At 67.7% G+C, this 26,591-nt stretch carries 28 protein-coding genes; 12 read left to right on the top strand and 16 right to left on the bottom strand.

The annotated features are described in order from the left end of the window. Positions 1-15: 15 nt before the first annotated feature. A complete protein-coding gene (locus tag KHO18_RS03330) occupies positions 16-423 on the bottom strand; it encodes a hypothetical protein (RefSeq protein WP_144197458.1) in 408 nt (135 codons plus the stop codon). 354 nt (positions 424-777) lie between these two features. On the opposite strand from KHO18_RS03330, the gene rpsP reads away from it, so the two are divergent. The 5 genes from rpsP (at position 778) to KHO18_RS03305 (ending at position 3,854) form a co-directional block, all read left to right on the top strand. Continuing rightward, the gene (gene rpsP, locus KHO18_RS03325; protein ID WP_144197459.1) at positions 778-1,029 is read left to right on the top strand and encodes a 30S ribosomal protein S16; all 252 of its coding nucleotides are present in this window, start codon (positions 778-780) and stop codon (positions 1,027-1,029) included. 61 nt (positions 1,030-1,090) lie between these two features. Continuing rightward, complete coding sequence (gene rimM / locus KHO18_RS03320) at positions 1,091-1,768, top strand: ribosome maturation factor RimM (protein ID WP_144197460.1); 678 nt, start codon at positions 1,091-1,093, stop codon at positions 1,766-1,768. A 28-nt stretch (positions 1,769-1,796) separates the two neighbouring features. Beyond that, a complete protein-coding gene (trmD, locus tag KHO18_RS03315; protein WP_144197461.1) occupies positions 1,797-2,579 on the top strand; it encodes a tRNA (guanosine(37)-N1)-methyltransferase TrmD in 783 nt (260 codons plus the stop codon). A 76-nt stretch (positions 2,580-2,655) separates the two neighbouring features. After that, positions 2,656-3,045 (top strand): 50S ribosomal protein L19, encoded by a 390-nt coding sequence (gene rplS / locus KHO18_RS03310; protein WP_144197462.1) that lies wholly within the window; start codon positions 2,656-2,658, stop codon positions 3,043-3,045. A 128-nt stretch (positions 3,046-3,173) separates the two neighbouring features. Then, the gene (locus KHO18_RS03305) at positions 3,174-3,854 is read left to right on the top strand and encodes a CoA pyrophosphatase (protein WP_144197463.1); all 681 of its coding nucleotides are present in this window, start codon (positions 3,174-3,176) and stop codon (positions 3,852-3,854) included. A gap of 44 nt (positions 3,855-3,898) precedes the next feature. Here KHO18_RS03305 and KHO18_RS03300 read toward each other — a convergent pair whose 3' ends face one another. Continuing rightward, on the bottom strand, positions 3,899-4,747 hold the full coding sequence (locus KHO18_RS03300; protein WP_144197464.1) for a sulfurtransferase: 849 nt from the start codon (positions 4,745-4,747) through the stop codon (positions 3,899-3,901). Positions 4,748-4,942: 195 nt separating this feature from the next. On the opposite strand from KHO18_RS03300, the gene dnaE reads away from it, so the two are divergent. Then, positions 4,943-8,452: a DNA polymerase III subunit alpha gene (gene dnaE / locus KHO18_RS03295; RefSeq protein ID WP_144197465.1), complete on the top strand. Its 3,510-nt coding sequence runs from the start codon at positions 4,943-4,945 to the stop codon at positions 8,450-8,452. After that, a complete protein-coding gene (locus tag KHO18_RS03290; RefSeq protein ID WP_244844493.1) occupies positions 8,445-9,695 on the top strand; it encodes a glycosyltransferase in 1,251 nt (416 codons plus the stop codon). The genes dnaE and KHO18_RS03290 overlap by 8 nt, the downstream gene beginning before the upstream one ends. Here KHO18_RS03290 and KHO18_RS03285 read toward each other — a convergent pair. After that, positions 9,625-10,410, bottom strand: a complete 786-nt coding sequence (locus tag KHO18_RS03285; RefSeq protein WP_211942772.1) for a glycosyltransferase family 2 protein — start codon at positions 10,408-10,410, stop codon at positions 9,625-9,627. The genes KHO18_RS03290 and KHO18_RS03285 overlap by 71 nt on opposite strands. Before the next feature lie 96 nt (positions 10,411-10,506). Here KHO18_RS03285 and msbA point away from each other — a divergent pair, with 96 nt between their 5' ends. After that, positions 10,507-12,273, top strand: coding sequence for a lipid A export permease/ATP-binding protein MsbA (gene msbA / locus KHO18_RS03280; protein WP_144197467.1), 1,767 nt, complete (start codon positions 10,507-10,509; stop codon positions 12,271-12,273). A gap of 24 nt (positions 12,274-12,297) precedes the next feature. Here the strand turns inward: msbA and KHO18_RS03275 are convergent, their stop codons facing one another. The 9 genes from KHO18_RS03275 to phnG all read right to left on the bottom strand — a co-directional run bounded on the left by KHO18_RS03275 (position 12,298) and on the right by phnG (position 19,533). Beyond that, positions 12,298-12,810 (bottom strand): hypothetical protein, encoded by a 513-nt coding sequence (locus KHO18_RS03275; protein ID WP_144197468.1) that lies wholly within the window; start codon positions 12,808-12,810, stop codon positions 12,298-12,300. Between the two features lie 206 nt (positions 12,811-13,016). Next, positions 13,017-13,589: an MOSC domain-containing protein gene (locus tag KHO18_RS03270; RefSeq protein WP_144197469.1), complete on the bottom strand. Its 573-nt coding sequence runs from the start codon at positions 13,587-13,589 to the stop codon at positions 13,017-13,019. Next, positions 13,589-14,797 (bottom strand): alpha-D-ribose 1-methylphosphonate 5-triphosphate diphosphatase, encoded by a 1,209-nt coding sequence (locus KHO18_RS03265; RefSeq protein WP_144197470.1) that lies wholly within the window; start codon positions 14,795-14,797, stop codon positions 13,589-13,591. The genes KHO18_RS03270 and KHO18_RS03265 overlap by 1 nt, the downstream gene beginning before the upstream one ends. A gap of 15 nt (positions 14,798-14,812) precedes the next feature. Continuing rightward, complete coding sequence (gene phnL, locus KHO18_RS03260) at positions 14,813-15,550, bottom strand: phosphonate C-P lyase system protein PhnL (protein ID WP_144197471.1); 738 nt, start codon at positions 15,548-15,550, stop codon at positions 14,813-14,815. Between the two features lie 5 nt (positions 15,551-15,555). After that, complete coding sequence (gene phnK / locus KHO18_RS03255; protein ID WP_144197472.1) at positions 15,556-16,332, bottom strand: phosphonate C-P lyase system protein PhnK; 777 nt, start codon at positions 16,330-16,332, stop codon at positions 15,556-15,558. After that, entirely contained in the window at positions 16,329-17,243 is a 915-nt protein-coding gene (locus KHO18_RS03250; protein ID WP_211942771.1) for an alpha-D-ribose 1-methylphosphonate 5-phosphate C-P-lyase PhnJ, read from the bottom strand. The genes phnK and KHO18_RS03250 overlap by 4 nt, the downstream gene beginning before the upstream one ends. Then, positions 17,240-18,382 (bottom strand): carbon-phosphorus lyase complex subunit PhnI, encoded by a 1,143-nt coding sequence (locus tag KHO18_RS03245; RefSeq protein WP_144197474.1) that lies wholly within the window; start codon positions 18,380-18,382, stop codon positions 17,240-17,242. Before KHO18_RS03245 ends, KHO18_RS03250 begins: the two co-directional genes overlap by 4 nt. 1 nt (position 18,383) lies before the next feature. Then, positions 18,384-19,055: a phosphonate C-P lyase system protein PhnH gene (phnH, locus tag KHO18_RS03240; protein ID WP_211942770.1), complete on the bottom strand. Its 672-nt coding sequence runs from the start codon at positions 19,053-19,055 to the stop codon at positions 18,384-18,386. 1 nt (position 19,056) lies between these two features. After that, entirely contained in the window at positions 19,057-19,533 is a 477-nt protein-coding gene (phnG, locus tag KHO18_RS03235) for a phosphonate C-P lyase system protein PhnG (protein WP_211942769.1), read from the bottom strand. A 195-nt stretch (positions 19,534-19,728) separates the two neighbouring features. Here phnG and phnF point away from each other — a divergent pair, with 195 nt between their 5' ends. The 4 genes from phnF to phnN all read left to right on the top strand — a co-directional run bounded on the left by phnF (position 19,729) and on the right by phnN (position 23,126). Continuing rightward, complete coding sequence (phnF, locus tag KHO18_RS03230) at positions 19,729-20,463, top strand: phosphonate metabolism transcriptional regulator PhnF (protein ID WP_144197477.1); 735 nt, start codon at positions 19,729-19,731, stop codon at positions 20,461-20,463. A gap of 97 nt (positions 20,464-20,560) precedes the next feature. Then, entirely contained in the window at positions 20,561-21,793 is a 1,233-nt protein-coding gene (locus KHO18_RS03225) for an alpha-D-ribose 1-methylphosphonate 5-triphosphate diphosphatase (RefSeq protein WP_211942768.1), read from the top strand. Beyond that, positions 21,790-22,530 carry a DUF1045 domain-containing protein gene (locus KHO18_RS03220; RefSeq protein ID WP_211942767.1) on the top strand — a complete coding sequence of 247 codons (741 nt, stop codon included), beginning with the start codon at positions 21,790-21,792 and terminating at the stop codon, positions 22,528-22,530. Before KHO18_RS03225 ends, KHO18_RS03220 begins: the two co-directional genes overlap by 4 nt. Beyond that, positions 22,527-23,126 carry a phosphonate metabolism protein/1,5-bisphosphokinase (PRPP-forming) PhnN gene (gene phnN / locus KHO18_RS03215; protein ID WP_144197480.1) on the top strand — a complete coding sequence of 200 codons (600 nt, stop codon included), beginning with the start codon at positions 22,527-22,529 and terminating at the stop codon, positions 23,124-23,126. Before KHO18_RS03220 ends, phnN begins: the two co-directional genes overlap by 4 nt. 58 nt (positions 23,127-23,184) lie before the next feature. On the opposite strand, the gene KHO18_RS03210 is transcribed toward phnN, so the two are convergent. The 4 genes from KHO18_RS03210 to phnC all read right to left on the bottom strand — a co-directional run bounded on the left by KHO18_RS03210 (position 23,185) and on the right by phnC (position 26,550). Beyond that, a complete protein-coding gene (locus KHO18_RS03210; protein WP_211942766.1) occupies positions 23,185-23,730 on the bottom strand; it encodes a phosphonate degradation HD-domain oxygenase in 546 nt (181 codons plus the stop codon). Further along, positions 23,727-24,548: a phosphonate ABC transporter, permease protein PhnE gene (gene phnE, locus KHO18_RS03205; protein WP_092292169.1), complete on the bottom strand. Its 822-nt coding sequence runs from the start codon at positions 24,546-24,548 to the stop codon at positions 23,727-23,729. Before phnE ends, KHO18_RS03210 begins: the two co-directional genes overlap by 4 nt. Before the next feature lie 78 nt (positions 24,549-24,626). Further along, positions 24,627-25,607 carry a phosphonate ABC transporter substrate-binding protein gene (gene phnD, locus KHO18_RS03200; RefSeq protein ID WP_144197482.1) on the bottom strand — a complete coding sequence of 327 codons (981 nt, stop codon included), beginning with the start codon at positions 25,605-25,607 and terminating at the stop codon, positions 24,627-24,629. A 94-nt stretch (positions 25,608-25,701) separates the two neighbouring features. Further along, a complete protein-coding gene (phnC, locus tag KHO18_RS03195; protein WP_144197483.1) occupies positions 25,702-26,550 on the bottom strand; it encodes a phosphonate ABC transporter ATP-binding protein in 849 nt (282 codons plus the stop codon). Positions 26,551-26,591: the final 41 nt, after the last annotated feature.

Below are 26,591 nucleotides of genomic sequence, written 5' to 3'. Positions count from 1 at the left end.
GGAGGGGCGGGGATCTCAGCGCCCGCCATCGCGGCCGCGCGCCTGCCAGCCCGGGCCCATGCCCGCCGGGCGCATGTCGTTGCCGCGACCCGGGGTAGCATTCATGCTGCTGCGGTCGGACGTCTGCCGCACCGGGCGGTCATCGTCGCGTCCCGCGGCTCCGGGCGGGCGCCCGCTCAGGCGGTCGTCATTGCGCGCCCGCTGTTCCATCCGTTCGATCTGCGCCCGCACATGGTCCCGGCTTTCGGCACGCACACTCGCCATTTCCCAGCCACCGGCAACGCGATTGACGCGCGCCGATTGTTCGGCCCGGGCGGTGTGCCAGAAGGCAACTTGCGCGTGGCTGGCGGCAATACTGCCGATCAGGCCCGAGAGGGCCAAGGTACCAGCCACCAGGAGACGCAGGTGGGGGCGGGTAAGCATGCGAGATCCCAAGATCCTTAGCAGGGAAAAGAGTCAGGAAGATGGGTTCATGGTACGCAGGCGCCGTGTGACCGCCTATGCCAATCCCGTTACCCGTGTAACCGATTGTTTCGACATTTTTGCCAGCTTTGTAACGTCGTGCCGGCCGGAGATTTCGCGACAGGTTTCACAGCGGGTTTCACGGCGAGTTGCAACGGTTTACGCGACGGTGCCAGCAGCCCATGTTGCGCCAACGGCGCACAAAGGGCCGGGCGCGGCGCGAAATGCGCGCTAAGTGTTTGTTTGGCATCGGGAACTGGGCTATACTCTTGCGTTTCGTGTTCGCACACCCCCGTTTTTTCGAGGAATAACCCCATGGTCGTAATCCGTCTGGCTCGCGGCGGCAGCAAGAAGCGCCCCTTCTTCAATATCGTTGCCGCTGACTCGCGCAACCGTCGCGATGGCCGTTTCATCGAGCGCGTTGGTTTCTATAACCCGCTCGCCTCCGGCAAGGAAGAAAGCCTGCGCCTGGTGCAAGACCGCCTGACGTACTGGCAAGGCGTTGGCGCGCAGCTGTCGCCGACGGTTGCCCGCCTGGTCAAGCAAGCCGCCAAGGCCGCTGCCTGATTGCCGCCATGGCGCGCGGCCCGTTGTGGCGCGTGCCTGACGCATCGGACGCATCGTCTCAGTGACTGGCAACGCCCCCGGCCGCAAGCCGTTGAACCGGCAAGGTACCGCGGCGCAGGCCGAGGTATCGGGCCAGCCGCCCAAGCCCCGCAAGCTGCCCGCTGCGCTGCTGTTCACCGACAGCCTCCCCGACGATCTCGTCGAAGTGGGCTATGTGGGCGCCGCCTATGGCATCCGTGGCTGGATCAAGGTCCTGCCGCACGCGGACGACGCCTCCGCATTGCTCCACGCCCGCCGCTGGTGGCTGCTTCGCGCGCCGCAGGCCGGCGTGGTGGTGGCGCCGGCACAGCCGGACGAGGCGTTGTGCGTCAAGATTGCCCAGTCGCGCGAACATAGCGGCACCGTGGTGGCCCAGGCCACCGGCGTAGCGGACCGCAATGTGGCCGAAGCCCTGAAAGGGCGTCGCGTCTGGATCCGGCGTGCGGATTTTCCGCCGCCGGAAGAGAATGAGTTTTACTGGGTCGACCTGATCGGTTGCGCCGTGATCAACGAACAGGGCGAAACCCTGGGCGAGGTATCCGGCCTGATCGACAATGGCGCCCACCAGATCCTCCAGGTGGCGTACACGCTGCCGGATGGCAAGCCCGGCGAGCGGCTGGTGCCGTTCGTGGACGCGTTCCTGCGCACGGTGGATACCGCCGCCCGGCGCATCGTGGTGGACTGGGGGCTCGACTACTGAAGTACCGAAGCACACCAAGGGGCCGCGGATGCAGTTCGATGTAATCACGCTGTTTCCCGAGATGTTTCGGGCGCTGACCGACTGGGGCATTACCAGCCGGGCGGCCAAGCAGCAGCGTTACGCGCTGCGCACCTGGAATCCGCGCGACTTCACGGTCGACAATTACCGCACCATCGACGACCGGCCTTACGGCGGTGGTCCTGGCATGGTGATGCTGGCCAAGCCGCTGGACGACGCGATCGACGCGGCGGCCGCGGCGCAGGCGGAAGCCGGTGTGGCAGTCCCACATGTGGTACTGATGTCGCCGCAGGGCGCCCCGCTCACGCATGAGAAGGTGATGTCGCTGTCGCGGCGGCCCGGGCTGGTGCTGTTGTGCGGCCGCTACGAGGCCATCGACCAGCGGCTGATCGACCGCCGCGTGGTCGAGGAAATCAGCCTCGGCGATTTCGTCCTGTCCGGTGGGGAACTGCCGGCCATGGCGCTGATCGACGCGGTGGTGCGGCATCTGCCTGGCGTGCTGGGCGATGCGCAGTCGGCCGTGCAGGACAGCTTCGTCAACGGCCTGCTGGATTGTCCGCATTACACGCGGCCGGAAGAATACGAAGGTGTGCGGGTGCCCGATATTTTGCTCGGGGGCCATCACGCCGAGATCGAGAAATGGCGGCGCCAGCAGGCGCTGGCCAACACCGCGCGCAAGCGTCCCGATTTGATCGAGGCGGCGCGCGGACAAGGTTTGTTGTCCAAGGCCGATGAGAAGTTTCTGTCGGAGTGGACGGCGAAAGCAGGGCGGGAGTTCGCTCCCGTCAAATGAAACCCCATCCTCTGCCGGGGCCCGGGCCAAGTCCTGGGGCATACAACGCTGGCATGATGGTAATGGAGAAGAAACGATGAACCTCATCGAGCAAATCGAGCAGGAAGAGATTGCGCGCCTGACCGCGAACAAGACCATTCCCGCGTTCGCCCCGGGCGACACCGTGATCGTCAACGTGAACGTCGTGGAAGGCACCCGCAAGCGCGTGCAGGCCTACGAAGGCGTGGTGATCGCCAAGCGTAACCGTGGCCTGAACTCGTCCTTCATCGTGCGCAAGATCTCGTCGGGTGAAGGCGTGGAACGTACGTTCCAGCTGTACTCGCCGCTGATCGCCGGCATCGAAGTGAAGCGTCGTGGCGACGTGCGCCGTGCAAAGCTGTACTACCTGCGCGAGCGTTCGGGCAAGTCGGCACGTATCAAGGAAAAGCTGGTCTCGAAGGCTGCGAAGGCTGCTGCCGCCGAGTAAGGCGATGCCGTCCGGCACCGGGCAACCGGTGCTGTATCGGATTCGGAAAGGACACCTTCGGGTGTCCTTTTTGCTTATATGTGTGCTGCAGCGCGACATGGCGCGCTTCTGTCATACTCGATGGTGTCATGCGCCCCAAATTCGACCCAGAAACCTTGCCGGTCATCGGCACCGATGCCCTCCGCGCGCCGCTCTCGGCGCCCCGGATGCGCCCGGACTTTATCCGCCACCGCCTGCTATCGCCGCCAGCCTGGGAACCCGAGCTGACTGACGAGTCGCGTGTCTACGACAGGAGCCGGGGCCTGCGCGAAGCCGCCGTACTGGTGCCGCTGGTGGACCGTACCGACGGCCTGACCGTGCTGCTGACCGAACGCAACGCCAACCTCAATGCCCACGCGGGCCAGATCAGCTTTCCGGGCGGGCGGCAGGAAACCTACGATGCGGACCGCATCGCTACCGCGCTGCGTGAGACGAAGGAAGAGATCGGGCTTGATCGGGACTATATCGAGGTGCTCGGCTCGCTGCCCGACTACATCACGGGCACCGGCTACCACGTCAGCCCCATTGTGGGGCTGGTGCGCACCGGCTTCGCGCTGGAGGCTGATGCCGGCGAGGTGGCCGACATCTTCGAAGTGCCGCTGGCCTTCCTGATGGACCCGTCACGCCACGAGCGGCGGCTGTTTCGCTGGGAGGAGGGCGAACGTCAGTTTTATTCGATGCCGTACCCGCGCGAGGAAGGTGGCCACCGCTTCATCTGGGGTGCCACCGCAGGCATGCTGCGCAACCTCTATCACCTGCTCGCCGCGTAAGAACTCGGCGAATTGCCAGGTGAATTCGCGTTGGGATGTGTGCGTCAGGCGGCCGCCTGACCGCTCTGCGCCGCGCAATGCGGGCATTGCTTGCCCACCACATAGCTTGGATGTTGCTGTTCCTCTGGCGTGACCACCGCACGGCAGGCAAAGCACTGCACCGGGCCGGCCGGCTCGAGGCTGGGGTTCAGCGCGGTTCGATAGTCGAACACGAAGCAGTCGCCCTTGTAGTGGCTGCCGCCCACTTCCTCGAAGTACTTCAGGATGCCGCCTTCGAGCTGGTAGATGTGCTCCATGCCCACTTCCTGCATGTGGATGGCAGCCTTCTCGCAGCGGATGCCGCCGGTGCAGAACGACACTACGGTCTTGCCCTCCAGTTCGGCCTTGCGGGCGGCCACGGCGGGCGGAAAATCGCTGAACTTCGCAATGTCGTATTCCACCGCGTTCTCGAAGGTGCCCACGGCCACCTCGAACGCATTGCGTGTATCGAGCATCACCACGGGGCGGCCGGCGTCGTCGTGGCCCTGGTCGAGCCAGCGCTTGAGATCCACGGGCCGCACGGACGGCGCCCGGCCCGCCTCGGGGCGGATCAGCGGCATCTTCATGGTGATGATTTCTTTCTTGGCGCGCACCAGCATCCGCTTGAATGGCTGGTTGTCCGACAGGCTCTCCTTGGGCGCGATGTCCGCGAAGCGCGCGTCGGCGTGGAGCCAGGCCATGAAGGTGTCGATGGCGTCGCGCGGGCCGGCCAGGAACATGTTGATGCCCTCGGGCGCCAGCAGGATCGTGCCCTTGAGGCCGGCCGCCTCGCAGCGCGCGCGCATTTCCGGACGCAGGGTCTCGATGTCGTCCAGCGTGACGAATTTGTAAGCGGAAATATTGACGATCTGCATGGGATGGGCGCTGCCGGACCGCGCGGCGGGCCGCGCGATAACTGCCTGATTGGAAAGGCGAAATTATAGCCGCTTGCGAGCCTGGCTGACACCCTGTTTCCAGGCACCCTGGGCCGGGCCAGGCGTCGCCCGAGCCCCGCATTTTCCGAAAAGTCTCAAGTTTTCAGGCGGGGGGAGCCGGTACAATGGCGCCCTATGTCTGCACCCCGCTTCGTACACCTCCGCCTGCATTCCGAATACTCCGTCGTGGACGGCATCGTCCGCCTGGAGGATGCCGTCAAGGCCGCCGCCAAGGATGGCATGGGCGCGCTCGCCCTGACCGACCTCGCCAACGCCTTCGGCCTGATCCGCTTCTACAAGGAAGCGCGCGGGGACGGCGTGAAACCGGTAGTGGGCGCTGACGTCTGGCTGACCAACGCCGATGACCGCGACAAGCCCGCGCGCATGCTGCTGCTGGTGCAGGACCGCCGTGGCTACCTGAACCTGTGCATGCTGCTCTCGCGTGCGTGGCTGGGCAACCAGCACAAGGGCCGCGCCGAGATCGAGCCGGGCTGGTTCGACGAACCCGGCGAGGACGGGCTGCCGCTGGCCACGGGCATGATCGCGCTATCCGGCGCCATGGGCGGCGATATCGGCCAGGCGCTGGCCAACGGCAACGAGGAAGGCGCCCGCCGCGCCGCGCAGCACTGGGCGCGCGTGTTCCCGCAGCGGTTCTATATCGAACTGCAACGGGCCGGGCACCCCGGCACCGATGCCTACGTCCAGCAGGCCGTGCAGCTGGCCGCCGCGATGCAGCTACCGGTGGTGGCCACCCACCCGGTGCAGTTCATGACGCCGGACGACTTCACGGCGCACGAGGCCCGCGTCTGCATCGCCGAGGGCGAGCTGCTGGCCAACCCGCGCCGCACGCGCAAGTTCACGACCGACCAGTATTTCAAGACGCAGGACGAGATGTGCGCGCTGTTCGCGGACATTCCTTCCGCGCTGCAGAACGCCGTCGAGATCGCGCGGCGCTGCAACCTGACGCTGGAGCTGGGCAAGCCGCGCCTGCCGCTGTTCCCCACGCCGGACGGCATGTCGCTCGACGACTACCTGATCCACATGGCGCGCGAGGGCCTGGAGAAGCGGCTGGTTGTTCTGTTCCCGGACGAAGCCGAGCGCGAGGCGCAGCGGCCCGAGTACTACGCGCGGCTGGAGTTCGAGACCGGCACCATCATCAAGATGGGCTTCCCGGGCTACTTCCTGATCGTGGCGGACTTCATCAACTGGGCCAAGAACAACGGCGTGCCGGTGGGGCCGGGCCGGGGCTCGGGCGCCGGCTCGCTGGTCGCGTACGCACTGGGCATTACCGACCTGGACCCGCTCAAGTACGCGCTGCTGTTCGAGCGTTTCCTGAATCCGGAGCGGGTCTCGATGCCCGACTTCGACATCGACTTCTGCCAGCACGGCCGTGACCGCGTGATCACGTATGTGAAGGAGAAGTACGGCAAGGACGCCGTATCGCAGATCGCCACGTTCGGCACCATGGCCGCCAAGGCGGCCGTGCGCGACGTGGGCCGCGTGCTGGACCTCGGCTATGGCTTTGTCGACGGCGTGGCCAAGCTGATTCCGTTCAAGCCGGGCAAGCTCGTCACCATCGAGGAAGCCAAGAAGGAAGAGCCGGTCCTGGCCGAGCGCGAGAATAACGAGGAAGAGGTGCGCCAGCTGCTGGAGTTGGCGCAGCGTGTGGAAGGCATGACCCGGAACGTGGGCATGCACGCCGGCGGCGTGCTGATCGCGCCGGGCCGCCTCACCGATTTCTGCCCGCTCTACACCCAGGGCGGCCAGAATGACGGCATGAGCGGCGTGGTGAGCCAGTACGACAAGGACGACGTGGAAGCCGCCGGCCTGGTCAAGTTCGACTTCCTGGGCCTGACCACGCTGACCATCCTCGACTGGGCCGAGCGCTACATCCGCCGGCTGGACCCGAGCAAGGCCGACTGGAATTGCAGCCAGATCCCGCTGGCCGATGGCCCCGCGTTCGACATCCTGAAGACCGCCAACACGGTGGCCGTGTTCCAGCTGGAAAGCCGGGGCATGCAGGGCATGCTGAAGGACGCCAAGCCTGACCGCTTCGAGGACATCATCGCCCTCGTGGCGCTGTATCGCCCGGGTCCGATGGACCTGATCCCGAGCTTCTGCGCCCGTAAGCATGGCCGCGAGAAGGTCGAGTACCCCGATCCGCGCGTGGAACCGGTGCTCAAGGAGACCTACGGCATCATGGTCTACCAGGAGCAGGTGATGCAGATGGCGCAGATCATCGGTGGCTACTCGCTTGGCGGCGCCGACCTGTTGCGCCGCGCCATGGGCAAGAAGAAGGCCGAGGAGATGGCCAAGCACCGCGAGTTGTTCCGCGAGGGCGCCGCCAAGAACGGGCTGTCGTCACAGCAGGCCGACGACATCTTCGACCTGATGGAGAAGTTCGCCGGCTACGGCTTCAACAAGTCGCACGCGGCCGCCTACGCGCTGTTGGCGTACTACACTGCGTGGCTCAAGGCGCACCACCCGGCCGAATTCATGGCAGCCAACATGTCGCTGGCCATGGACGATACGGACAAGGTCAAGATCCTCTACGAGGATTGCCGCCTGAACGGCATCGCCGTGCTGCCGCCCGACGTCAACGCCAGCGAATACCGCTTCGCCCCGACCGATGCCAGGACCATCCGCTACGGGCTGGGCGGCATCAAGGGCTCGGGGCAGGGCGCCATCGAGGACATCCTGCGCGCCCGCGAGGAAAAGCCGTTCGCGGACCTGTTCGACTTCTGCGAGCGCGTGGACCGCCGGCAGGTCAATCGCCGCACGATCGAGGCGCTGATCCGCGCTGGCGCGTTCGACAGCCTCAATGACAACCGAGGCCAGTTGCTGGCCTCGGTGTCCATCGCCATGGAAGCGGCCGAGCAGAAGGCGGAGTCGGCCAATCAGGTGTCGCTGTTCGACCTGATGGGCGACGCCGGCGATGCCCACCGGCCGGAACTGCTCGACGAGCCGCGCTGGACGCCCAAGCGCACGCTGCAGGAGGAAAAGCAGGCGCTCGGCTACTACTTCTCGGGGCACCTGTTCGATGCCTGGCGCGACGAGGTGCGCCGCTTCGTCAAGGGTACGCTGGCCGGGCTCGAGAAGGAAGTGCAAGGCAATGGCGGCGGCTATGGCCGCGACGTGCGGGGCAAGATCGTGGCGGGCGTCATCACCGGCATCCGCACGCAGATGACCCAGCGCGGCAAGATGCTGATCGTGCTGCTCGATGATGGCACGGGCCAGATCGAGATGACCGTGTTCAACGAATTGTTCGACGCCAACCGCCACATGTTCCGCGAGGATGAGCTGCTGATCGCGCAGGGCAATGCCCGCCACGATACGTTCACCGGCGGCGTGCGGTTCACGGCCGAGTCGGTGATGGACCTCGTGGCCGCGCGCGCCAAGTATGCCGATGCGGTCTGCCTGGGCTTCAACGGCAACGCCTCCACCGAGCGGCTGCGCGAACTGCTGACGCCGTACCTTGCCCACACGGCGCGTACGCCGGGCGTGCCAGTGCGTATCCGCTACGTCAACAAGACCGCGCAGTGCGAGGCCACGCTGGGCGACCAATGGCAGGTCACGCCGTCGGACGACGCGCTGACCACCTTCCGCAACGCGCTGGGCGATAGCGTCCGGATGATCTATGGCTGAGGCGGCGGTGCAATCGATGACGCAGGGCGGCAAGCGGCGCATCCTGTTCCATGTCACGCATCTGCTGCATGGGGGAATCGAGACCGCGCTGGTCTCGCTGCTGACCTCGCTGGACCGCAGCCAGTTCGAGATCGGGCTGACGATCACCTATCCGTCGGACGAACTGGCCTCGCATTTTCTTGAGAGATTGCCGAAGGACGTGAAGGTCCACGTGCTGGCGCCCGAGGCCTGGCTGTCGCACTGCCGGCAGCTCAAGAAGAAGCGCAAGCTCGGGCCGCTCGGCAAGATCTACGAGGAACTGCTGCTGCCGCCGGTGCGCAAGCCGGTGCTGAACCGGCGCTTCCGCAAGATCCTGCAGGGCTATGACCTGGTGGTGGACTACGACATGTCCGTGTCGCGGCTGACGGGCAAGCTGCCTGTGCCGATGATGGGCTACCAGCATTTCAGCGTGGCGCACCTTGCGCGCGGGCACGGCCGCAAGCTCCGCAAGCTGCGGCGGCAGTGCCGCGAGCACTACGATGCCGTGGTGGTGCTCAACGACAGCATGCTGCGCGATGCGCAGGCGCTGATCCCCGAGGCGGCAGACCGGTTCGTGCGGCTCTACAACCCGATCGATCTGGACAGCATCCGCGAGAAGGCCAAGGCACCGGTCGATGCGCCGGCCGGGCCGTTCGTCGTGTCGGTGGGTCGGCTCGAGGAAAGCCAGAAGGACTTCACCACGCTGCTGCACGCCTATGCACGGCTGGTGGCGGATGGTATCGAGGACAGGCTGGTCATCGTCGGAGATGGTGCCTCCCGCCCGCAACTCGAGGCGCTGGCGAAGTCGCTCGGCATCGCTGACCGCGTCACGTTCCAGGGTTTTCAGTCGAACCCGTACGCCTGGATCCGGCGCGCGCGCCTGATGGCGTTCAGTTCAAAGATGGAAGGGCTGCCGAATGTTCTGCTGGAGGCGCTGGCGGTCGGTCAGGTTGTGGTCAGTACCGACTGCCCGACCGGGCCGCGCGAGATTCTCGACGAGGGCCGCGCGGGGCTGCTGGTGCCGGTCGGCGATGCGCCGGCGCTGGCCGACGCGATCGGGCGGGGCCTGCGGGATGTCTCGCTGCGTGCCGCGCTGCTGGCGCACGCGGCGGTCCATATCGAGCAGATGGGCTTTGGGCCCACTGCGCGTGAATTCAGCGTGGTGGCAAACCGGCTGATGGCGGGAGTGTCTCCGCTGCCTGCCGGTGCAGCAGCCACAGCTTGACGTACTTGTAGTAACTGGCCTGTCCGTTCATCAGCGCCACGCCGAGCCCCTGCGGGCCGTCGAGGAAGCCGCGCCGGAACAGGTAGGTCCGCAGGAACGCCCAGGTGCCGTGCAGCAGGGCGCTGGCTGGCGAGGCGGTCTTGCCGCGCGCGAAGGCTTGCCGGGCGCCGAGCGTTGAATATTGATCGATCTTGCGCAGCACCTGCGAGAAGTCGTCGTAGGTGTAGTGCAGCAGCGGTGAACGCAGATGGGCCACCGGAGCATCGGTGACCACGTTCTCGTGGACGAGGTCATCGGTGAAGCGGGCCTTGCCCAGCCGGAACAGGCGGGTGAGGCGGTCCGGATACCAGCCGCCGTGGCGGATGAACCGGCCGCAGAACCGCGAGAGCCGGGGCATGTCATAGGCATCGGACTGGCCGGAGTCGATGGCGGCCAGGATCTCGTCGCGCAGCGCGGGCGTGACACGCTCGTCGGCGTCGATGGACAGGACCCACTCACTCTGGGCCTTGGAGAGGGCGAGGTTTTTCTGGGGGCCGAAACCAGGCCACGTGGCGGTTTCGTAGACCTCCGCACCCATGGCGCGGGCAGCCTCCACGGTGCCGTCCGTGCTGCCCGAATCCACTATAATCGCGCGGTCGCACCAGGAGACGCTTTCGAGGCACTCCCGGATATTGTGTGCCTCGTTTTTCGTAATCAGTACGACAGAGATTTTCATAGAGATGCTTGCAAGGTTCCCCTCTTGGAACGCCATTCTAGCGGTAGTCGCAGTCTTGGCAGGCACAACCCCCCGTGCGAGCGGGGCGGAGTCATCGTGAACGAAAACAATAAACAAACGCCCCAGGAAGCCGACACCCTCAAGCGGGTCTGGGCTTATCTGAAGCCCGAGATGCGCCTGTTCGCGCTGGCCATCCTCGCCATGGGCCTGGTGGCCGCCAGCGAGGGGATTATCCCGAAGGTGGTCAACGACCTGCTCGACAAGGGGTTTGGCGGCGACTACGCCGGCAAGCTCTGGCATGTGCCCGCGCTGCTGACTGGCGTGGCGCTGGTCCGTGGCGTGGCGCAGTTCGCGTCCGGCTACCTGCTGGCGCAGATCTCGAACCGCGTGCTGTTCAAGATGCGCATGCAGATGTTCGGCCGGATGCTGCAGGCGCCCGCGCTGTTCTTCCACCGCAACACCGCCGCGTCGCTGATCAATGCCGTGATCTTCGAGGTCAACCAGGTGATGCAGATCCTGACCGGGGTGCTGATCACGCTGGTGCGCGATTCGCTGACCGTGCTGGCGCTGCTGATCTACCTGTTCTATACCAACTGGCGGCTCACCCTGGTGGTGGCGGTGCTGCTGCCGGTGATCGGCTTCATCATGTCGAAGGTGAACCGGCGCCTGCGCCGGCTCAACCGTGACCACCAGACGCTGACCAACGAGGCCGCGTACGTGGTCGAGGAAGCCGCCGGCGGCTACAAGGTGGTCAAGCTGCACGGCGGGGAGGCCTACGAACAGTCGCGCTTCGAGGCCATGGCCGAGCGCCTGCGCGGCTACTCGATGCGCATGGCCGTGGCGGGCGGGCTGAACCAGCCGGTCACCGCGTTCCTGGCGTCGCTGGCGCTGTCCGTGATCCTGACCATCGCGATGATCCAGGCCCAGGGCAACCAGACCACCGTGGGCGGCTTCACCGGCTTCGTCATGGCGATGCTGCTGCTGATCTCGCCGCTCAAGCACCTGACCGACCTGAACCAGCCGCTGCAACGCGGGCTGACCGCCGCCGAGATGATCTTCCGTCTCATCGACGAGCCGATCGAGCCGCAGACCGAAGGGCTGCCGCTGGAGCGTGCCAAGGGCGATCTGGTGTTCGAGGACGTGGGTTTCCGTTATGGCGATGCCGGCCGGGCGGCGCTCCAGCATGTCAATTTCCGGGTGGCCCCGGGCGAGGTGGTAGCGCTGGTCGGTCCGTCCGGCAGCGGCAAGACCACGCTGGTCAATCTCGTGCCGCGCTTCTTCGATCCGACCGATGGCCGGATCCTGCTCGATGGCCAGCCCATCGGCCAGTTTGCGCTGGCCGATCTGCGCCGCCAGATCGCGTTCGTGAGCCAGGACGTGGTGCTGTTCAACGATACCGTGGCGGCTAATGTGGCCTACGGCGTGCATCCGCGTGAAGCGATCGATATGGCGCGCGTGGAGCGTGCACTCGCAGCAGCCTACCTGACCGATACGGTCAAGGGCCTGCCGGAGGGGCTGGAAACCAATATCGGCGACAACGGCATGAAGCTGTCCGGCGGCCAGCGCCAGCGGCTGGCCATTGCGCGCGCGATCTACAAGGATGCCCCGATCCTGATCCTGGACGAGGCCACCTCCGCGCTCGATTCCGAATCGGAGCGGCAGGTGCAGGCGGCGCTGGAGTCGCTGATGGTGGGGCGGACCACGCTCGTGATCGCCCACCGGCTGTCCACGATCGAGAACGCCGACCGCATCGTCGTGCTGGAGCAGGGCCGCGTGGCCGAGCATGGCAGCCATGCCGAACTGCTCGCCGCCAACGGACTCTACGCGGGCCTGCACCGCATACAGTTCGCCACCCAGCAGTAACCCCCTCCGACCACCCCGCAGCGCTTAGCGGATCTCCGCGCAAGCGCCGCTTTTTGGATCGAACAGCACCGGCCACGCCTGCTCGTAGATACCCGGCGTGCAGTGCTTCTCGCAGCGGGCATGGGCCAGCGTCACCCGGCGCGGGTCCTGCCACACCATCAGCTTGCAGGCACTGCCGTCAATCGCGTGCAGTTCGATGTGTGGCGTCTGCTGTACCTGCTTGAAATCCTCCAGATCGAACTGGCACGAACCCTTCCGGGACACCCAGAGCTTCCATTTCAGCGTCTGCACGGCATTGCGCGAGACCTTGACCAGCGCGTCCTCGCGGAAACCATCCTCCTCGGTGCGCTTGCAGCTGCCGGACAGGTCGATCACACGCGTCGCGATGGGCGTGGCGCGGGTTTCAGGCGGCGGCGGGTAGGGCTTGGGGGCGGTGGGGCCCTGCATGGGCGCCGAGCGGTCGGCCAGCATCGGCGGCGTGCATGCCGCACATAAAAAAACAGCCAGCATGGCTGGCAGTGTGGGTTTGAACGGCATGCTGGCTCCTCGGTGCGATCCGGCCGTCCTGCAAGGCGGCCCGCCTTCCTTATATATATAGAGGACGGCGCCGGAACGCGAGCGGGAGGGGATCGGGACAAGTCCTGAGGAACGCGCCCGTCCCGGCAACCTATAGTGAGGGGATGCCCGGCACGCGCCGGTTCTCGTACTTGTCAGACCTGATTTAAACGCGCTTTACACCCGCTTCAGACGCGTTCGAGCCGCTTGTGCGGCAGCGGCGGCAGCGTTGTCTCGATGCCCTGGCCGGGCCGCACCACGCCCCCCGCTACCACCACGCCCATCACGCCAGCCTTGCGCACGATCTCGCCGTGCGCGTCCTTAACCACCACCTGACTCAACAGGCCCTCGCGGAACTGCTCGATCTGCGCGCACGGGTTGCGCAGCCCGGTAATCTCGATCTGCGCATCGCCAATCCGCAAGCGGGTGCCGACCGGCAGCGCGAGCAGGTCGATGCCGGCCGTGGTGATGTTCTCGCCCAGTTCCCCGTAGCCGATGTCGAATCCGGCTGCCGCCAGCGCCGCGTGCAGCTCGGCGTGGATCAGGTGGACCTGACGCAGGTTCGGCTGGGTCGGGTCCACGGCCACGCGCGAGCGGTGCTTGACCGTAGTGCCGGCATGGGCGTCGCCTTCCACGCCGATGCCGGGCAGCAGCCGGATAGACGCCTCGCGCGGCTTGCTGAAGCCGTGCACGGGGCTGCGGCTCACTGCCACCACCTGCGCCAGCCCGGCGGCCTGTTCGTCCGACTGCGCGTCCGCCATCAGGCGACCTCGCGCACGGCTTGGCGCGGCGCGGCATGCTGCACCGCGCCAGCCGGGTAGCCGGCCGAGAACACCAGCCGGCCCGCCGACCACGTGTGCGTGACCATCGGCTGCCCGGCCACGGTGGCCACGGCGATCAGGTCCGCGCGCAGGCCCGGCGCCAGGCGGCCCCGGTCGGCGAGCAGGCAGGCGTCGGCCGGGTTGGCGGTGACCAGCGCCAGCGCCTCGTTGAGCGGCAGGTCGGCCTGCCTGGCGGCGGCGTAGGCCGAGGCGATCAGCGTGGACGGCTGGTAGTCCGAGCAGAGGATGTTGCCCACCCCGGCGTGGATGGCGTCGATGGCGCGCATCGACCCACTCTGGCTCTTGCCGCGCAGCACGTTGGGGGCGCCGAGGATGGTCGGCAGCGCGTGCGTGGCCGCCGCGCGGGCCGTTTCCAGGTTGATCGGGAACTCGCTCATCCGCACGCCGAGTGCCTGCATCGCGGCGATGCGCTGGGGGCTGTCGTCGTCGTGGCTGGCCGTGGGAATGCCCAGCTCGTGCGCCCGGGCCACCAGCCGGTTCACGCGCTCGTGCGCGCCATCCAGCTCGGCCGTCTTCTTGGCGGCGGCATCGGCGGCTTCCTCGCGGCTCATGCCGTGGTTGCCCATCATGTACGAGAGATAGGCGTCCAGCGTCTTGAACTGGCCCTGGCCCGGCGAATGGTCCATCACGGAGAGCAGGTCCACCACGCCTTCGGCCATCAGCATTTCGAGCACGGGCACGGCGGCGGCGTCGGTCACCTCGTAGCGGCAATGGATGCGGTTGTCGACCAGGCTACTCGCACGGTACGCGGCCACGGTGCGCACCAGCGTGGCGGCGGTGTCGTTGTTGCGCACGCCGAACTGGTTGCTGGCGAACGAGAGCGCGTGGTACGGCGTGGTGATGCCGGCGGCGGCGTTGCGGCGGTCCACCTGCGCCACGGCGAAGTCCAGCGGAAACAGCACATTGGCGCGCGGCTCGGCTTCCTTCTCGATGGCGTCGCAGTGCACGTCGATCAGCCCCGGCATGACCGCGTGGCCGCGCAGGTCGATCACGGTGGCGTGGGCCGGCACGGCAGCCGGGGCGGGTTCGATGGCGGCGATGCGGCCATCCTCGATCAGCAGGGCGCTATCTTGCAGCACGCGGTCCGGCAGGACCAGCGTGGCGTGGGTCAGGTAGGTGGTGGTCATGGGGGCGGTCGTCCGTCAGGCGATGGCGGTAGCGGGTTGCAGCGGCAGCAGGCGCGTGGCCACGGCGTCGCGCACGGCTTCGTCGTGGAAGATGCCGATCAGTGCGCGGCCTTCGGCCAGGGCTTCGCGGATCAGGTCGATCACCACGGCGCGGTTGTCAGCGTCGAGCGAGGCGGTGGGCTCGTCCAGCAGCAGGATCGGATGGCCGCCGATCAGCCCGCGCGCGATGTTCACGCGCTGCTGCTCGCCGCCCGAGAAGGTGGCGGGCGGCAGGTCCCAGAGGCGGCGCGGCAGGTTCAGCCGTTCGAGCAGCACGGCGGCGCGGGCGCGGGCTTCTTCGTGCGAGGTGCCGCGCTGCTGGAGCGGGTCCGCCACGACGTCGAGCGCCGAGACGCGCGGGATGGCGCGCAGGAACTGGCTGACGTAGCCGATCACATGGCGGCGCAGGTGCAGGATGCGTTGCTCCGGGGCCTGCGTCAGTTCGACCCACGGCGCGCCTTCGGCGCTGGTATCGCGCAGGCGGATGGTGCCTTCGGTGGCGAGATAGTTGCCGTAGAGGCAGCGCAGCAGCGTGCTCTTGCCGGTACCGGAGCGGCCGGACAGCACCAGGCATTCGCCGCGCGCGGCGTCGAAGTCGATCGCGCGCAGCACGGGCAGGCGGATGCCGCCCTGATTGTGCAGCGTGAACATCTTCCCAAGGCCGCGCACCTCGATCAGTCGCTCGGCAGGGGTGTGGAGGTTGTCGGTGGACATCGTCGTCAGCCTTGCAGGATGGAGGAGACCAGCAGCTGGGTGTACGGGTGCTGGGGGTCGTCGAGGATCTGGTCGGTCAGCCCCTGTTCCACCACGCGGCCGCCCTGCATGACCAGCGTGCGGTGGGCCAGCAGGCGGGCCACGGCCAGATCGTGGGTGACCAGCACGGCGGCGAGGCCGAGATCGGTCACCAGTCGGCGCAGCAGGTCGAGCAGGCGGGCCTGCACGGAGACGTCGAGCGAGGCGGTCGGCTCGTCCATGAAGACCAGGCGCGGATGGGTGACGAGGTTCCGTGCGATCTGCAGGCGCTGCTGCATGCCGCCCGAGAACGTGCCGGGCACGTCGTCGAGCCGGGACAGGTCGATTTCCATCTTTTCGAGCCAGGCGCCAGCCACTTCGCGCAGATCGCCGTAGTGGCGCTCGCCCACGGCCATCAGCCGCTCGGCGATGTTGGCGCCGGCGCTGACCTGCATGCGCAGGCCGTCCCGGGCGTGCTGGCGCACGAAGCCCCAGTCGGTGCGCGCCAGCAGCCGCATGCGGGCGCTGGAGAGTGTGGCAAGGTCGGTCAGGCCCGATTCGCGCATGTCATAGCTGACGCTGCCGCGCTGCGGCGGCGCCTGCATCGACAGGGCCTGCAGCAGCGTGCTCTTGCCCGAGCCGGATTCGCCGACCACGCAGAGCACTTCGCCCGGATAGAGGTCGAAGCTGACGTCGTGGCAGCCGTGCAGGCCGTCCCAGGTGCGCGTGAGGTGGCGGACGGAAAGAAGCGGCGTGGCGGTCATTGGCGCACTCCCGCGGCTTCCACGGCTTCCACGGCTTCCACGGTCTGGGCGGCCTGGCGGTCGGCGCAGTACTCGGTGTCCGAGCAGACGAACATGCGGGTGCCGGCGTCGTCGGTGATGATTTCGTCGAGATAGCTGTCGGTGGCGCCGCACTGGGCGCAGCAGCTGGACCACTTCTCCACGGTGAACGGGTGGTCCTTGAAATCGAGGCTCTTGACGGACGTGTACGGCGGCACCGCGTAGACGCGCTTCTCGCGGCCGGCGCCGAACAACATCAGCGCGGGGCTGCGGTCGAGCTTGGGGTTGTCGAACTTCGGAATGGGCGACGGACGCATCATGTACCGCTGGTTGACGATCACGGGATAGTCGTAGGTCGTGGCGATATGCCCGTGGTGGGCAATATCCTCGTAAAGCTTGACGTGCATGGCGCCGTACTCGGACAGCGCATGCATGGTGCGCGTCTCGGTCTCGCTCGGCTCCAGCCAGCGCAGCGGCTCGGGAATGGGCACCTGATAGACCATGGTCTGGCCCGCGCGCAGTGCCGTCTCGGGAATGCGGTGGCGGGTCTGGATGATCGATGCCTCGGCGGTGCGCTCGGTGGTCTGCACCCCGGTCACGCGGCCGAAGAAGCGGCGGATGTTGATGGCGTTGGTGGTGTCGTCGGAACCCTGGTCGATCACCTTCAGCACGTCCTGCTTGCCGATGATGGCGGCCGTCACCTGGATGCCGCCCGTGCCCCAGCCATAGGGCAGCGGCATCTCGCGGCTGCCGAACGGCACCTGGTAGCCCGGAATCGCCACGGCCTTGAGCAGTGCGCGGCGCAGCATGCGCTTGGTGGATTCGTCGAGGTAGCCGAAGTTGTAGTGGTCGTCGCGGGCGACGGTGGCCGGATGGGCGATGGTCTGTGTCATGCCAGCGTTTCCTCTTGGGTGGCGGCCGGTGCGGGGGCCGGCGTCGGCGCGGATGCGGCTTGCGGCGCGGCGGCCTCCTGCTCGGCGCGCAGGCGGCGCAGCAGTTCCAGGTTGGCCTGGAAGTCGACGTAGTGGGGCAGCTTCAAGTGCTGGACGAAGCCCGAGGCCTCCACGTTGTCGCTGTGATAAAGCATGAATTCGATGTCGTTGGCCGGGGCGTCGGCGGCTTCGCCCAGCTCCGCCGCCCGCATCGCACGGTCCGCCAGCGCCATCGACATGGCCTTGCGCTCGTTGTAGCCGAACACCAGCCCGTAGCCGCGCGTGAAGCGGGGCGCCTCGTCGGCATTGCCGCTGAACTGGCTGACCATCTGGCACTCGGTCAGCTCGACCTCGCCGATCGTCACGGCGAAGCCCAGTTCCTCGACGAACAGTTCCACCTCGGCGGTGCCGTAGCGGATCTCCGCCGCGAACGGGTGCGAGTTGCCGTAGCCGCGCTGGGTCGAGTAACCCATCGACAGCAGGAAGCCCTCGTCACCGCGCGCCAGGTTCTGCAGGCGGGCGGCGCGGTCGGCCGGCAAGGTCAGCGGCTCGCGCGTCAGGTCCGGCGGGGCGGGGTCGCCGGGCGGGATGGTGTCCGCTTCCACCAGTTCATCGGCTTCCAGCAGGCCCGTCACGCGCGGCATGCCGCTGGCCAGCGGCTGGGCGGAGGGCGGCAGCGGTTCGGGGTCGCGGCCGGCTTCGAGCGTGAAGTCGAGCAGCCGCTGGGTGTAGTCGTAGGTCGGGCCGAGTACCTGGCCGCCCGGCACGTCCTTGAACGTCGACGAAATGCGGCGTTGCAGGCGCATGGCGCCGGTATCGAGCGGCTGGGTGTAGCCGAAGCGCGCCAGCGTGGTGCGATAGGCGCGCAGCAGGAAGATCGCCTCGATCTGGTCGCCGGCGGCCTGCTTGAGGGCGAGGGCGGCGAGGTGCGGGTCGTAGAGCGAGCCTTCGGCCATCACGCGGGCCACGGCCAGCGGCATCTGCTCGCGGATCTGGGCGAGCGTGAGTTCCGGCACCGACGTATCGCCACGGCGATAGCTGTCGAGCATCTGGTACGAGTTCAGGATGGCGCGTTCGCCTCCCTTCACGGCTACGTACATGTCAGTTCTCCCCGTGCGTCAGGTGCGTCAGGTGCGTCAGGTGCGTAAGGTGCGTAAGGTGCGTGGTGCGCGTCAGTGCGCAGAATTGGTCGCCGCTGGCCAGCAGCAGGTCCACACCGAGCGGGAAGCCGGCGTTGTTCGCGCGCCAGCTCGCCGGGAAATCGGCGGGCAGGCCGGTGACGGTCAGCGCCTGCGTGGTCTCGATGCCGGGGCCGTGCAGCGTGAGCGTGTCGCCTTCGGTCAGCGAGGCCACCTCCACGATCAGCGTGGCCGAGCGGTCCGGGTAGGCCGGCTGGCCCTGGGCGCAGTCGGCGAGGGCGGGCATCGCATGGCCGGCCGGCACGCAGACGAAGCTGGCGGCATCGAGCTGATCGACCAGCGGGCAGCCGCAGTGGAAGCGCAGGAAGGCGCGCGCCGGGGCGGGGACGGCGGCGGGCAGCCAGACCGGCGTGTCGGGGTCGGCCAGCGTCAGCAGCAGCGCTGCCAGCGCGGGCGAGAGGCCCTCGGGCACGCCGCTGGTGGCGGGCAGCGTCTCCAGCCGGCCCGGATGGGCGAAGGCTTCCAGCGTGGCGCGGAACACCTGCTGGGCGTCATCGACCGGGTTGTCGAAGCCGGGCAGCAGCGAGGCGGCCGGCGTGCCGAAGTTCGGCAGATTTGCTTGCGTGGTGGGCATGTCAGTCTTCTCCGCGTGCCATCGTGAAGAATTCGACGCGCGTCTGCGCGGCGGTGGCGGCCTGCTGCGCCGCGCGCTCGGCAAAGGCCTGCGCCATCGGGGCCAGGACGAGGTCGGTCACGCGCGGGTGCCAGGCCGGAAGCTGGAGCAGGGCGTCCAGCACGGCGGCCTGCTCGGCATGGCGGGCGCCACGGCCCTGCACGTAGGCCACGCCGGCGGTTCCACCGGCTTCCCCATCCTCGATCACCACGGCGCAGCGCGTGACGGTCATCTCGCCCAGATTGAACTGGGCGCCCGTGCCGCCGGCGCGGCCCCGCACCATGGCCATGCCCGACTCCGGCTTGCGCAGCAGGCGGTAGGCCGGCAGCGCCGCTGCCTCGCCAAGCCGCGCGTAGGCCGCGTCCAGCGCGTCAGACTGCGCCAGGGCCAGGGTTCGCAGCCATGCGGCGCGTGCCGCATTGGTTTCGCTTTGCATCATCACCCCTATACGTCTATACGTTTAGATGTAAAATACCACATCACGGCGATACTAGACCACAGCCACATGAAGGTTTCATGACGCGCTGGCCGACCCGGAGCGGATTGATCGGGCACGCCACGCGGGCGCTCCGGCTGAGGCACAATCGCACGCAATTGTGGATTTACGATGAATGCATGATGAAAGAGGGAAGCGATGTCTGATCGGGAAGTCGAACGTGGCTCCGGCGTGGCCGTGTGGCGCCAGATTGGTGAGGCGCTGGCGGACGACATCCGCAACAAGCTCTACGGCCCGGGCGAGCAGCTGCCGCCCGAGCCGGAGCTGGCCACGCGCTTTGCCGTGAACCGTCACACCATCCGGCGCGCCATGGGCGAGCTGGAGCTGAGCGGCCTCGTGCGCATCGAGCAGGGGCGCGGCACCTTCGTGCAGGAGCACGCCATCGACTACGCCATCGGGCGCCGGACGCGGTTCTCGCAGAACCTGGCCGCGCAGGGCATGCGCGGGCATATGGAGATCCTGGGCAGCCAGGTGATCCGCGCGCCGGAGGTGGCCAAGCACCTCGGTCTGGCGCGCAATGCCGACGTGCTGCACGTGCAGATGGTGGGCAAGGCCGAGGATCGCACCATCGACGTAGCCGAGCACTACTTCGACCCCAAGCGCTTCCCGGGCATGGAGGAGCAGGTGCGCGCCAAGTTGTCGATCTCGCGCGCGCTGGCGCACTTCGGCATTGCCGACTACACGCGCAAGTGGTCGCGCATCACCGCCGCCATGCCGAGCGCGCCCGTGGCGCGGCTGCTGAACCAGCCCAAGACGCGGCCGGTGCTGCAGGTGGAAGCCCTCAATGTGGACATCGACGGCGCGCCGCTGCAATACAGCATGACCCGCTTTGCCGGAGACTGGGTGCAGCTCACCGTCTCCGATAGCGACTGAATCCGGGTGCGCCGCGAGGGGCGGCGCTTGCATCGCATTGGTCTAGACATCCGGTGTAGACATGCGACTGTCATCAACCAGGGGTAGTGTGTTGTCCATGCCTACGACAAACCAAACTCATTCGGCGCGGCTGGCCGGCATCACGGGTCGCCGTGTGCTGGGCGCGGCCGCCATTGGCCCGGCAACGCTGGGTTTCGACCAGGGCAGCATCGCGTCGCCGCAACAGGCGCCCGAGAACGGCCCCTGCATCGATGCGGGCGACCTGCTGGTGCTGCCCGGCATCGTCGACATCCATGGCGATGCCTTCGAGCGCGCCGTGATGCCGCGCCCCGGCGTGAGCTTTCCGTACGCGGGCGCGCTGCTCGACGTGGACCGCCAACTGCTGTCGCACGGCATCACGACCGAATTCCACGGCGTGACGCTGTCCTGGGAAGGCGGCCTGCGTGGCGAAGCCTACGCGCTGCGTATGTTCGATGCCCTGGCGCACCTGCAACCGGTGCTGGGGGTCTCCCACAAGGTGCACCTGCGCTTCGAGGCCTATCACCTCGCCGGCGTGGAGACCGCGCTGTCCTGGATGGCCGATGGCCGCGTCGGCCTGCTCGCCATCAACGATCACCTGCCGATGATGGCGCGCAAGATGGCCAACGACAGCAAGCTGGCCCAGTACGCCGAGCGCGCCGAGTGCGACCCCGAGACCTTCCGTACGCGCCTGCGCACGGCCAGCCGCAACGCGCAGGACGTGCCGGCGGGCGTGTCCAGCCTGATCGCGGCCGCCCGCGTGGCGGGCCTGCCGGTGGCTTCGCACGACGACCCGGACCTCGCCACGCGCCAGCACTATCACCGCCAGGGCTGCCATATCGCCGAGTTCCCGCTGACCATCGAGGTCGCGAAGCTCGCCCGCCAGATCGGCGACGAAACCGTGTTCGGCGCGCCTAACGTGGTGCGCGGCACCAGCCACACCGGCGCCCCGAACGCCACCGAGATGGTGGCGGCGGGCCTGTGCACGGTGCTGGCCTCCGACTATTACTATCCCGCGCCGATCCAGGCCGCGTTCAAGCTCGCGCAGCTTGGCGTGGTCTCGCTGGCGGACGCCTGGCACCTCGTCTCGCGCAACCCGGCCCGTGCGGCTGGCCTGCGCGACCGGGGCGTGCTCGCGCCGGGGCTGCGCGCCGACGCCATCCTCGTCGATGACAGCGTGCCGGGCCTGCCGCGCGTGTGCGGCACCATCGTCAACGGTGAGCTGAAGCACGCCACGCGCGTGCTGCCGATGATCGACATCGCCGATGCCCGCTACGCGGCGGAGGGCGACGCAGGCAGTCTGGCCGCATGACGATGGCCGCCTCGCGCTTCGCGATCTACCTGGCGCCGGCCGAGCCGTTCCGCACGTTCGGCGCGCAGTGGCTGGGGCGCGATGCCGATACCAGCGCGCCGCTGCCACTGCCGAAGGACCTCGGGCCGCGCCCGGACGCCTGGGTGGCGGCGCCCGCCCACTACGGCCTCCACGCCACGCTGAAGCCACCGTTCCGGCTGGCGGCGGGCACGGACGGCCCGATGCTCGACGCCGCCGCGCGGGACTTCGCGCGCGGGCTCGATGCCTTCCACGCCCGGCTCACGCTGCGCGCGCTGCGCGGCTTCCTGGCGTGGTGTCTCGATGACGGCGCGGAGAGCCACGATGGCGCACGCCGGATGCACGCGCTGGCAGATGGCTGCGTGCGGGCCTTCGAACCGTTCCGCGCGCCGCCCACCGAGGCGGAGCTGCGCAAGCGCAAGCCGGACCAGCTCACCGCCGCCCAGCGGCGCATGCTCGAGGCGTGGGGCTACCCCTACGTGTTCGAGACCTTCACCTTTCATATCACCCTCACCGGCATGCTCGACGCCGCGGCGCAAGCCGCCGCGCTGGCGCAACTCGCGCCGGCCAGCCAGTCGCTCTGCAGCGCGCCGATGCATGTGGACGGCATCGCCGTGTTCGTGCAGCCCGAGCCCGGCGCCGATTTCCTCGTCGCGCGCCACTACGGCTTCAACGGCAGCACGCGCGATGGCACGGGCGTGGCGTTCCTCGGATCATGACGACCTATACCCGTGCCGACTCCGGCATCGAGCCCCACGCGGACGGCCACGGCCTGTTCTACGTGATGGGCCCCTCTGGCAGCGGCAAGGATTCGCTGCTGCGCGCGCTGCGCGAGCGGCTGGGGCCGCAGGACCGCGTGGTGGTGGCCCACCGCTACATCACGCGCGCCGCCGATGCCAACGAGGCCTCGGTGGCGCTCTCCACTGACGAGTTCGCACGCCGCCAGGCGCTCGGCTGCATGGCGCTGCACTGGCACAGCCATGGGCTGGACTACGGCATCGGGGTGGAAATCGAGGACTGGCTCGCGCGCGGGCTCAAGGTCATCGTCAATGGCTCGCGCGAGTACCTGCCGAAGGCAGTCGCCCGTTATCCGGGCCTGTGCGCGGTGCACGTGCGCGTGAAGCCCGAGGCCCTGGCGGCGCGCCTGCGCCAGCGTGGCCGGGAGTCGGAAGCGGCGATCGCACAGCGGCTGGCGCGCGCAGGGCAGGCGTTCGACGTGCCGGCCGGCTGCAGGCTGGTCGAGATCGACAATAGCGGGGCGCTGGATGACTCGGCGGCGTCGTTCGCCCGGCTGATTGGGGTAGGGCACGACTGAGCCCCGGATCGAATGAAAAATGCCCGGGACTCCCGGGCATTTTTCATGGGCGCGTGGCTCAGGCGTGCCGTGCGCAGCGCGCGGCGAAGCCCAGATAGTGCGCCAGCGCCGGCGTCGGCAAATCCACCACCTTGGCCAGATCGTCGTAGCGGCGCAGCCGCACCGCTGCCTCGGCATGCGGGCTGGCGATGAAGGCGTCCGCCTGCGCGGCGTCGTACGGTCCGCCCTGCAGGGCCAGGCTGTGGACCGAGGCGGGCGAGAGCGTGGCAAAGTAGGCCGGGTCCACCGCGCACAGGTAGCGCTTGGCGGCCACGTGCAGGCGTACAGGCTCGGTCACGTCCGCGCCGAACAGGTCGGCCAGCGCCTGGGCGGCGGCCTCCTGGTGGCGCATGTCGGTGGTGCTGCTCTCGGCCAGCATCAGATGACCCACGTCGTGCAGCAGCGCGGCGGCCACCAGCGCCGCCGGCTCGCCGGCCTGCTCGGCCAACTGCGCGCACTGCAGCGCGTGGGCGGTCTGGCTGATCGCCTCGCCGCCATACCAGTCCTTGCCGTGGTTGGCGAAGAGCGTCTCGATGCGTGCCAGGGTCAGGCGGTCCGCGCTCATACGAGCACCTTGCGGATCTGCGCGGACACGATGTCGATGCCGGTGACGAACAGGATGATGATGATCATCACCGCACACGTCTGCGCGTACTGGAAGCTGCGGATGATCTCCCAGAGCACGGTGCCGATGCCGCCGGCGCCCACGATGCCGACCACCGACGCCGAGCGCACGTTCGACTCGAAGCGGTACAGCGCGAACGACAGCCACAGCGGCAGCACCTGCGGAATCACGCCATAGACGATTTCCTCGATCGGGCCGGCCCCGGTGGCGCGCACGCCTTCCACGGGGCGGGGGTCGATGGCTTCCACGGCTTCGGCGAACAGCTTGGCCAGCACGCCCGTGGTGTGGATCCAGATCGCCAGCACGCCCGCGAACGGGCCCAGCCCCACGGCCACGATGAACAGCATCGCAAAGACCATCTCGTTGATGGCGCGGCAGGCGTCCATGATGCGGCGCGCCGGCTGGTAGACCCACACCGGCACGATATTGGCGGAGCACAGCAGGCCGAGCGGCACGGCCATGAACACGGCGATGGCGGTACCCCAGAGCGCGATCTGCACGGTCACGAGCATCTCGTCGAGGTAGTTGCGCCAGTCGCGGAAATTGGGCGGGAAGAAGTCGGCGGCGAACTTCGCCATGTTGCCGGAGTCGCGCAGCAGGTCCATCGGGCGCATGTCGGCGCCTTGCCAGGACATGGCGAGCAAGGCCAGCACGATCGCCCAGACCAGCATCATGGACAGCGAGGTGCGCGGCGGGCGGACGTTGCTGTGCGGCGCGGGGGACGGGGGCGGGAGGCCGGGCTTGGCGGTGGCGGTCATGGGGGGCATCGGATGGAATACGGTGAAGATGGCACAAGGCCGATGGCAGCGCGCCATCGGCCCTGGGCGGGGTACGGCTTACTGGGCGCTGATGGCCTTGTCGATCTCGGCCAGGCGGCGCGACACGTCAGCCAGCTGCTTTTCCTTGTCGGCGGCGGCCAGCGTGGTGTCCGTCTCGATCTTGGACTTCTGCTTGGCCAACTCGATCTGGCGGATCGGCAGCAGCTGCGCGTCCGACGACACGCGGAAGCCCTGGTAGGTCAGCGTGGTCAGCACCTGCTTTTCGCGCGCGGCGTCGGCCCCCTTGCCGTAGTTGACGAAGAAATCCTGGATCTTTTTCTTCGTCTCGGCCGGCAGGTCCTTGCGGTAGACCATGGGGTCTGCGGCGATCAGCGGGCTCTTCCACAGCACGCGCACCTCGTCATAGGCATTCTTGCCCGTGTTGATGCGATAGCGCTCGAAGTTCTCGGTGTTGTTCACGGCCACGTCCACCTGCTTGTTCAGCACGGAGAGCAGGTTGGTCTCGTGGTTGCTGATGCGCACGGCCTTGAACAGCGTCTTCGGCTCCACCTTGTGGGCGCCCCACAGGTAGTAGCCCGGCACGGCCGTGCCGGACGTGGAGTTCGGGTCGCCGGCGCCGTAGGAGAGCTCCTTGCCGCGCTTGATCACGTCTTCCACGGTCTTCAGGTCGCTGTCCTTGCGCACGACCAGCAGCGACCAGTAGCCCGGGTTGCCGTCCTTGTCGATCACGGAGGCGAACACCTCGCCGTTGGCGCGGTCGACGGCTTCCATGGCCGACTTGTTGCCGAACCAGCCGATCTGCACCTTGTTGAAGCGCATGCCTTCGATGATGCCGGCGTAGTCGGAGGCGAAGAACGGCTTGACCGGCACGCCGAGCGCCTTGCTCAGGTCGTCGATCAGCGGCTGCCAGGCGGACTTCAGGTTCGACGACGATTCCGTCGAGATAAAGCCGATGTTCAGGGTCTTGGCGTCCTGGGCGTAGGCGGGCAGGGCCACGACGCCCGAGGCGACCACGGCGAGAAAGGTTCTGCGAAGCATGTGTGACTCCGTTTCGGATGAGTCGTTGTGGATAACGGCAAATGACCGCAAGACAGCGGGAAAGCGAAAACGGGGTGCGATGACGCGGCGGCGTTCAGGCGGCTGCGAGGTTCATCGTCACCATGGCCGGCACCGGCATGGCGCTGGTGGTGTCGGCCTGGTCGGGTACCGAGTCGTGGAGCAGTTCGTCGGCCTCGGTGCCGTACAGGTCGCGCAGCATGCCCGGCGTGAGCGCGGCGGACGGGCCGTCGTAGACCACCTTGCCCTGGCGCAGCGCCACCACACGGGGGCAGTAGCGCATGGCCACATCTACCTGGTGCAGCGACACCACCACGGCCACCTTGCGGGTGCGGTTGATCTGCGAGAGCAGGGCCATCACGCGGCGCGACGATTCCGGGTCCAGCGAGGCAATCGGTTCGTCGGCCAGGATGACCTTGGCGTTCTGCACCAGCGTGCGTGCGATGGCGGCGCGCTGCTGCTGGCCGCCCGAGAGCGTGGAGGCACGCTGAAACGCATAGTCGTCTATACCAACCTGGGCAAGTGCATCGAGGCCGGCTTGCACTTCATCAGCCTTGAACAGGCGGAACAGGCTGCGCCAGGCCGGGATGCGGGTGAGCATGCCGACGAGCACGTTGGTGATGACCGGCAGGCGGCCGACCAGGTTGAACTGCTGGAACACAAAGCCGATCTCGGCGCGCACCTTGCGCACGTTGCCGGCCAGGCGGCCCTGGCGCTGGATGGAGCGGCCATTGACCAGGATCTCGCCGGCGTCGCCGGTCACGAAGCCGGCCACATGGCGCAGCAGCGTGGACTTGCCAGAACCCGAGGCGCCCAGCAGGGCCACCATTTCGCCCGGCGCGACGTGCAGCGTGACATCGTCAAGCGCCTTGCGGTCCGCGCGGAACGATTTGCTGAGTCCGCGGACTTCGATTGCATGCGTCATGTCGACTCCCTTGCTTGAATGACTTGGCGCATTCTGGGGGG

Source organism: Cupriavidus campinensis (assembly GCF_905397395.1).
GTDB lineage: Bacteria > Pseudomonadota > Gammaproteobacteria > Burkholderiales > Burkholderiaceae > Cupriavidus > Cupriavidus campinensis.
The sequence above is the reverse complement of the archived record's forward strand: the minus strand, read 5'-3'. Positions and strand labels throughout refer to the sequence as shown.

Excerpts from the sequence above, each read along its gene's own strand:
- KHO18_RS03330 (WP_144197458.1), bottom strand. The coding sequence starts at position 423 with ATGCTTACCCGCCCCCACCTGCGTCTCCTGGTGGCTGGTACCTTGGCC.
- rpsP (WP_144197459.1), top strand. The coding sequence starts at position 778 with ATGGTCGTAATCCGTCTGGCTCGCGGCGGCAGCAAGAAGCGCCCCTTC.
- trmD (WP_144197461.1), top strand. The coding sequence starts at position 1,797 with ATGCAGTTCGATGTAATCACGCTGTTTCCCGAGATGTTTCGGGCGCTG.
- rplS (WP_144197462.1), top strand. The coding sequence starts at position 2,656 with ATGAACCTCATCGAGCAAATCGAGCAGGAAGAGATTGCGCGCCTGACC.
- KHO18_RS03305 (WP_144197463.1), top strand. The coding sequence starts at position 3,174 with ATGCGCCCCAAATTCGACCCAGAAACCTTGCCGGTCATCGGCACCGAT.
- KHO18_RS03300 (WP_144197464.1), bottom strand. The coding sequence starts at position 4,747 with ATGCAGATCGTCAATATTTCCGCTTACAAATTCGTCACGCTGGACGAC.
- dnaE (WP_144197465.1), top strand. The coding sequence starts at position 4,943 with ATGTCTGCACCCCGCTTCGTACACCTCCGCCTGCATTCCGAATACTCC.
- KHO18_RS03290 (WP_244844493.1), top strand. The coding sequence starts at position 8,445 with ATGGCTGAGGCGGCGGTGCAATCGATGACGCAGGGCGGCAAGCGGCGC.
- KHO18_RS03285 (WP_211942772.1), bottom strand. The coding sequence starts at position 10,410 with ATGAAAATCTCTGTCGTACTGATTACGAAAAACGAGGCACACAATATC.
- KHO18_RS03275 (WP_144197468.1), bottom strand. The coding sequence starts at position 12,810 with ATGCCGTTCAAACCCACACTGCCAGCCATGCTGGCTGTTTTTTTATGT.
- KHO18_RS03270 (WP_144197469.1), bottom strand. The coding sequence starts at position 13,589 with ATGGCGGACGCGCAGTCGGACGAACAGGCCGCCGGGCTGGCGCAGGTG.
- KHO18_RS03265 (WP_144197470.1), bottom strand. The coding sequence starts at position 14,797 with ATGACCACCACCTACCTGACCCACGCCACGCTGGTCCTGCCGGACCGC.
- phnL (WP_144197471.1), bottom strand. The coding sequence starts at position 15,550 with ATGTCCACCGACAACCTCCACACCCCTGCCGAGCGACTGATCGAGGTG.
- phnK (WP_144197472.1), bottom strand. The coding sequence starts at position 16,332 with ATGACCGCCACGCCGCTTCTTTCCGTCCGCCACCTCACGCGCACCTGG.
- KHO18_RS03250 (WP_211942771.1), bottom strand. The coding sequence starts at position 17,243 with ATGACACAGACCATCGCCCATCCGGCCACCGTCGCCCGCGACGACCAC.
- KHO18_RS03245 (WP_144197474.1), bottom strand. The coding sequence starts at position 18,382 with ATGTACGTAGCCGTGAAGGGAGGCGAACGCGCCATCCTGAACTCGTAC.
- phnH (WP_211942770.1), bottom strand. The coding sequence starts at position 19,055 with ATGCCCACCACGCAAGCAAATCTGCCGAACTTCGGCACGCCGGCCGCC.
- phnG (WP_211942769.1), bottom strand. The coding sequence starts at position 19,533 with ATGATGCAAAGCGAAACCAATGCGGCACGCGCCGCATGGCTGCGAACC.
- phnF (WP_144197477.1), top strand. The coding sequence starts at position 19,729 with ATGTCTGATCGGGAAGTCGAACGTGGCTCCGGCGTGGCCGTGTGGCGC.
- KHO18_RS03225 (WP_211942768.1), top strand. The coding sequence starts at position 20,561 with ATGCCTACGACAAACCAAACTCATTCGGCGCGGCTGGCCGGCATCACG.
- KHO18_RS03220 (WP_211942767.1), top strand. The coding sequence starts at position 21,790 with ATGACGATGGCCGCCTCGCGCTTCGCGATCTACCTGGCGCCGGCCGAG.
- phnN (WP_144197480.1), top strand. The coding sequence starts at position 22,527 with ATGACGACCTATACCCGTGCCGACTCCGGCATCGAGCCCCACGCGGAC.
- KHO18_RS03210 (WP_211942766.1), bottom strand. The coding sequence starts at position 23,730 with ATGAGCGCGGACCGCCTGACCCTGGCACGCATCGAGACGCTCTTCGCC.
- phnE (WP_092292169.1), bottom strand. The coding sequence starts at position 24,548 with ATGACCGCCACCGCCAAGCCCGGCCTCCCGCCCCCGTCCCCCGCGCCG.
- phnD (WP_144197482.1), bottom strand. The coding sequence starts at position 25,607 with ATGCTTCGCAGAACCTTTCTCGCCGTGGTCGCCTCGGGCGTCGTGGCC.
- phnC (WP_144197483.1), bottom strand. The coding sequence starts at position 26,550 with ATGACGCATGCAATCGAAGTCCGCGGACTCAGCAAATCGTTCCGCGCG.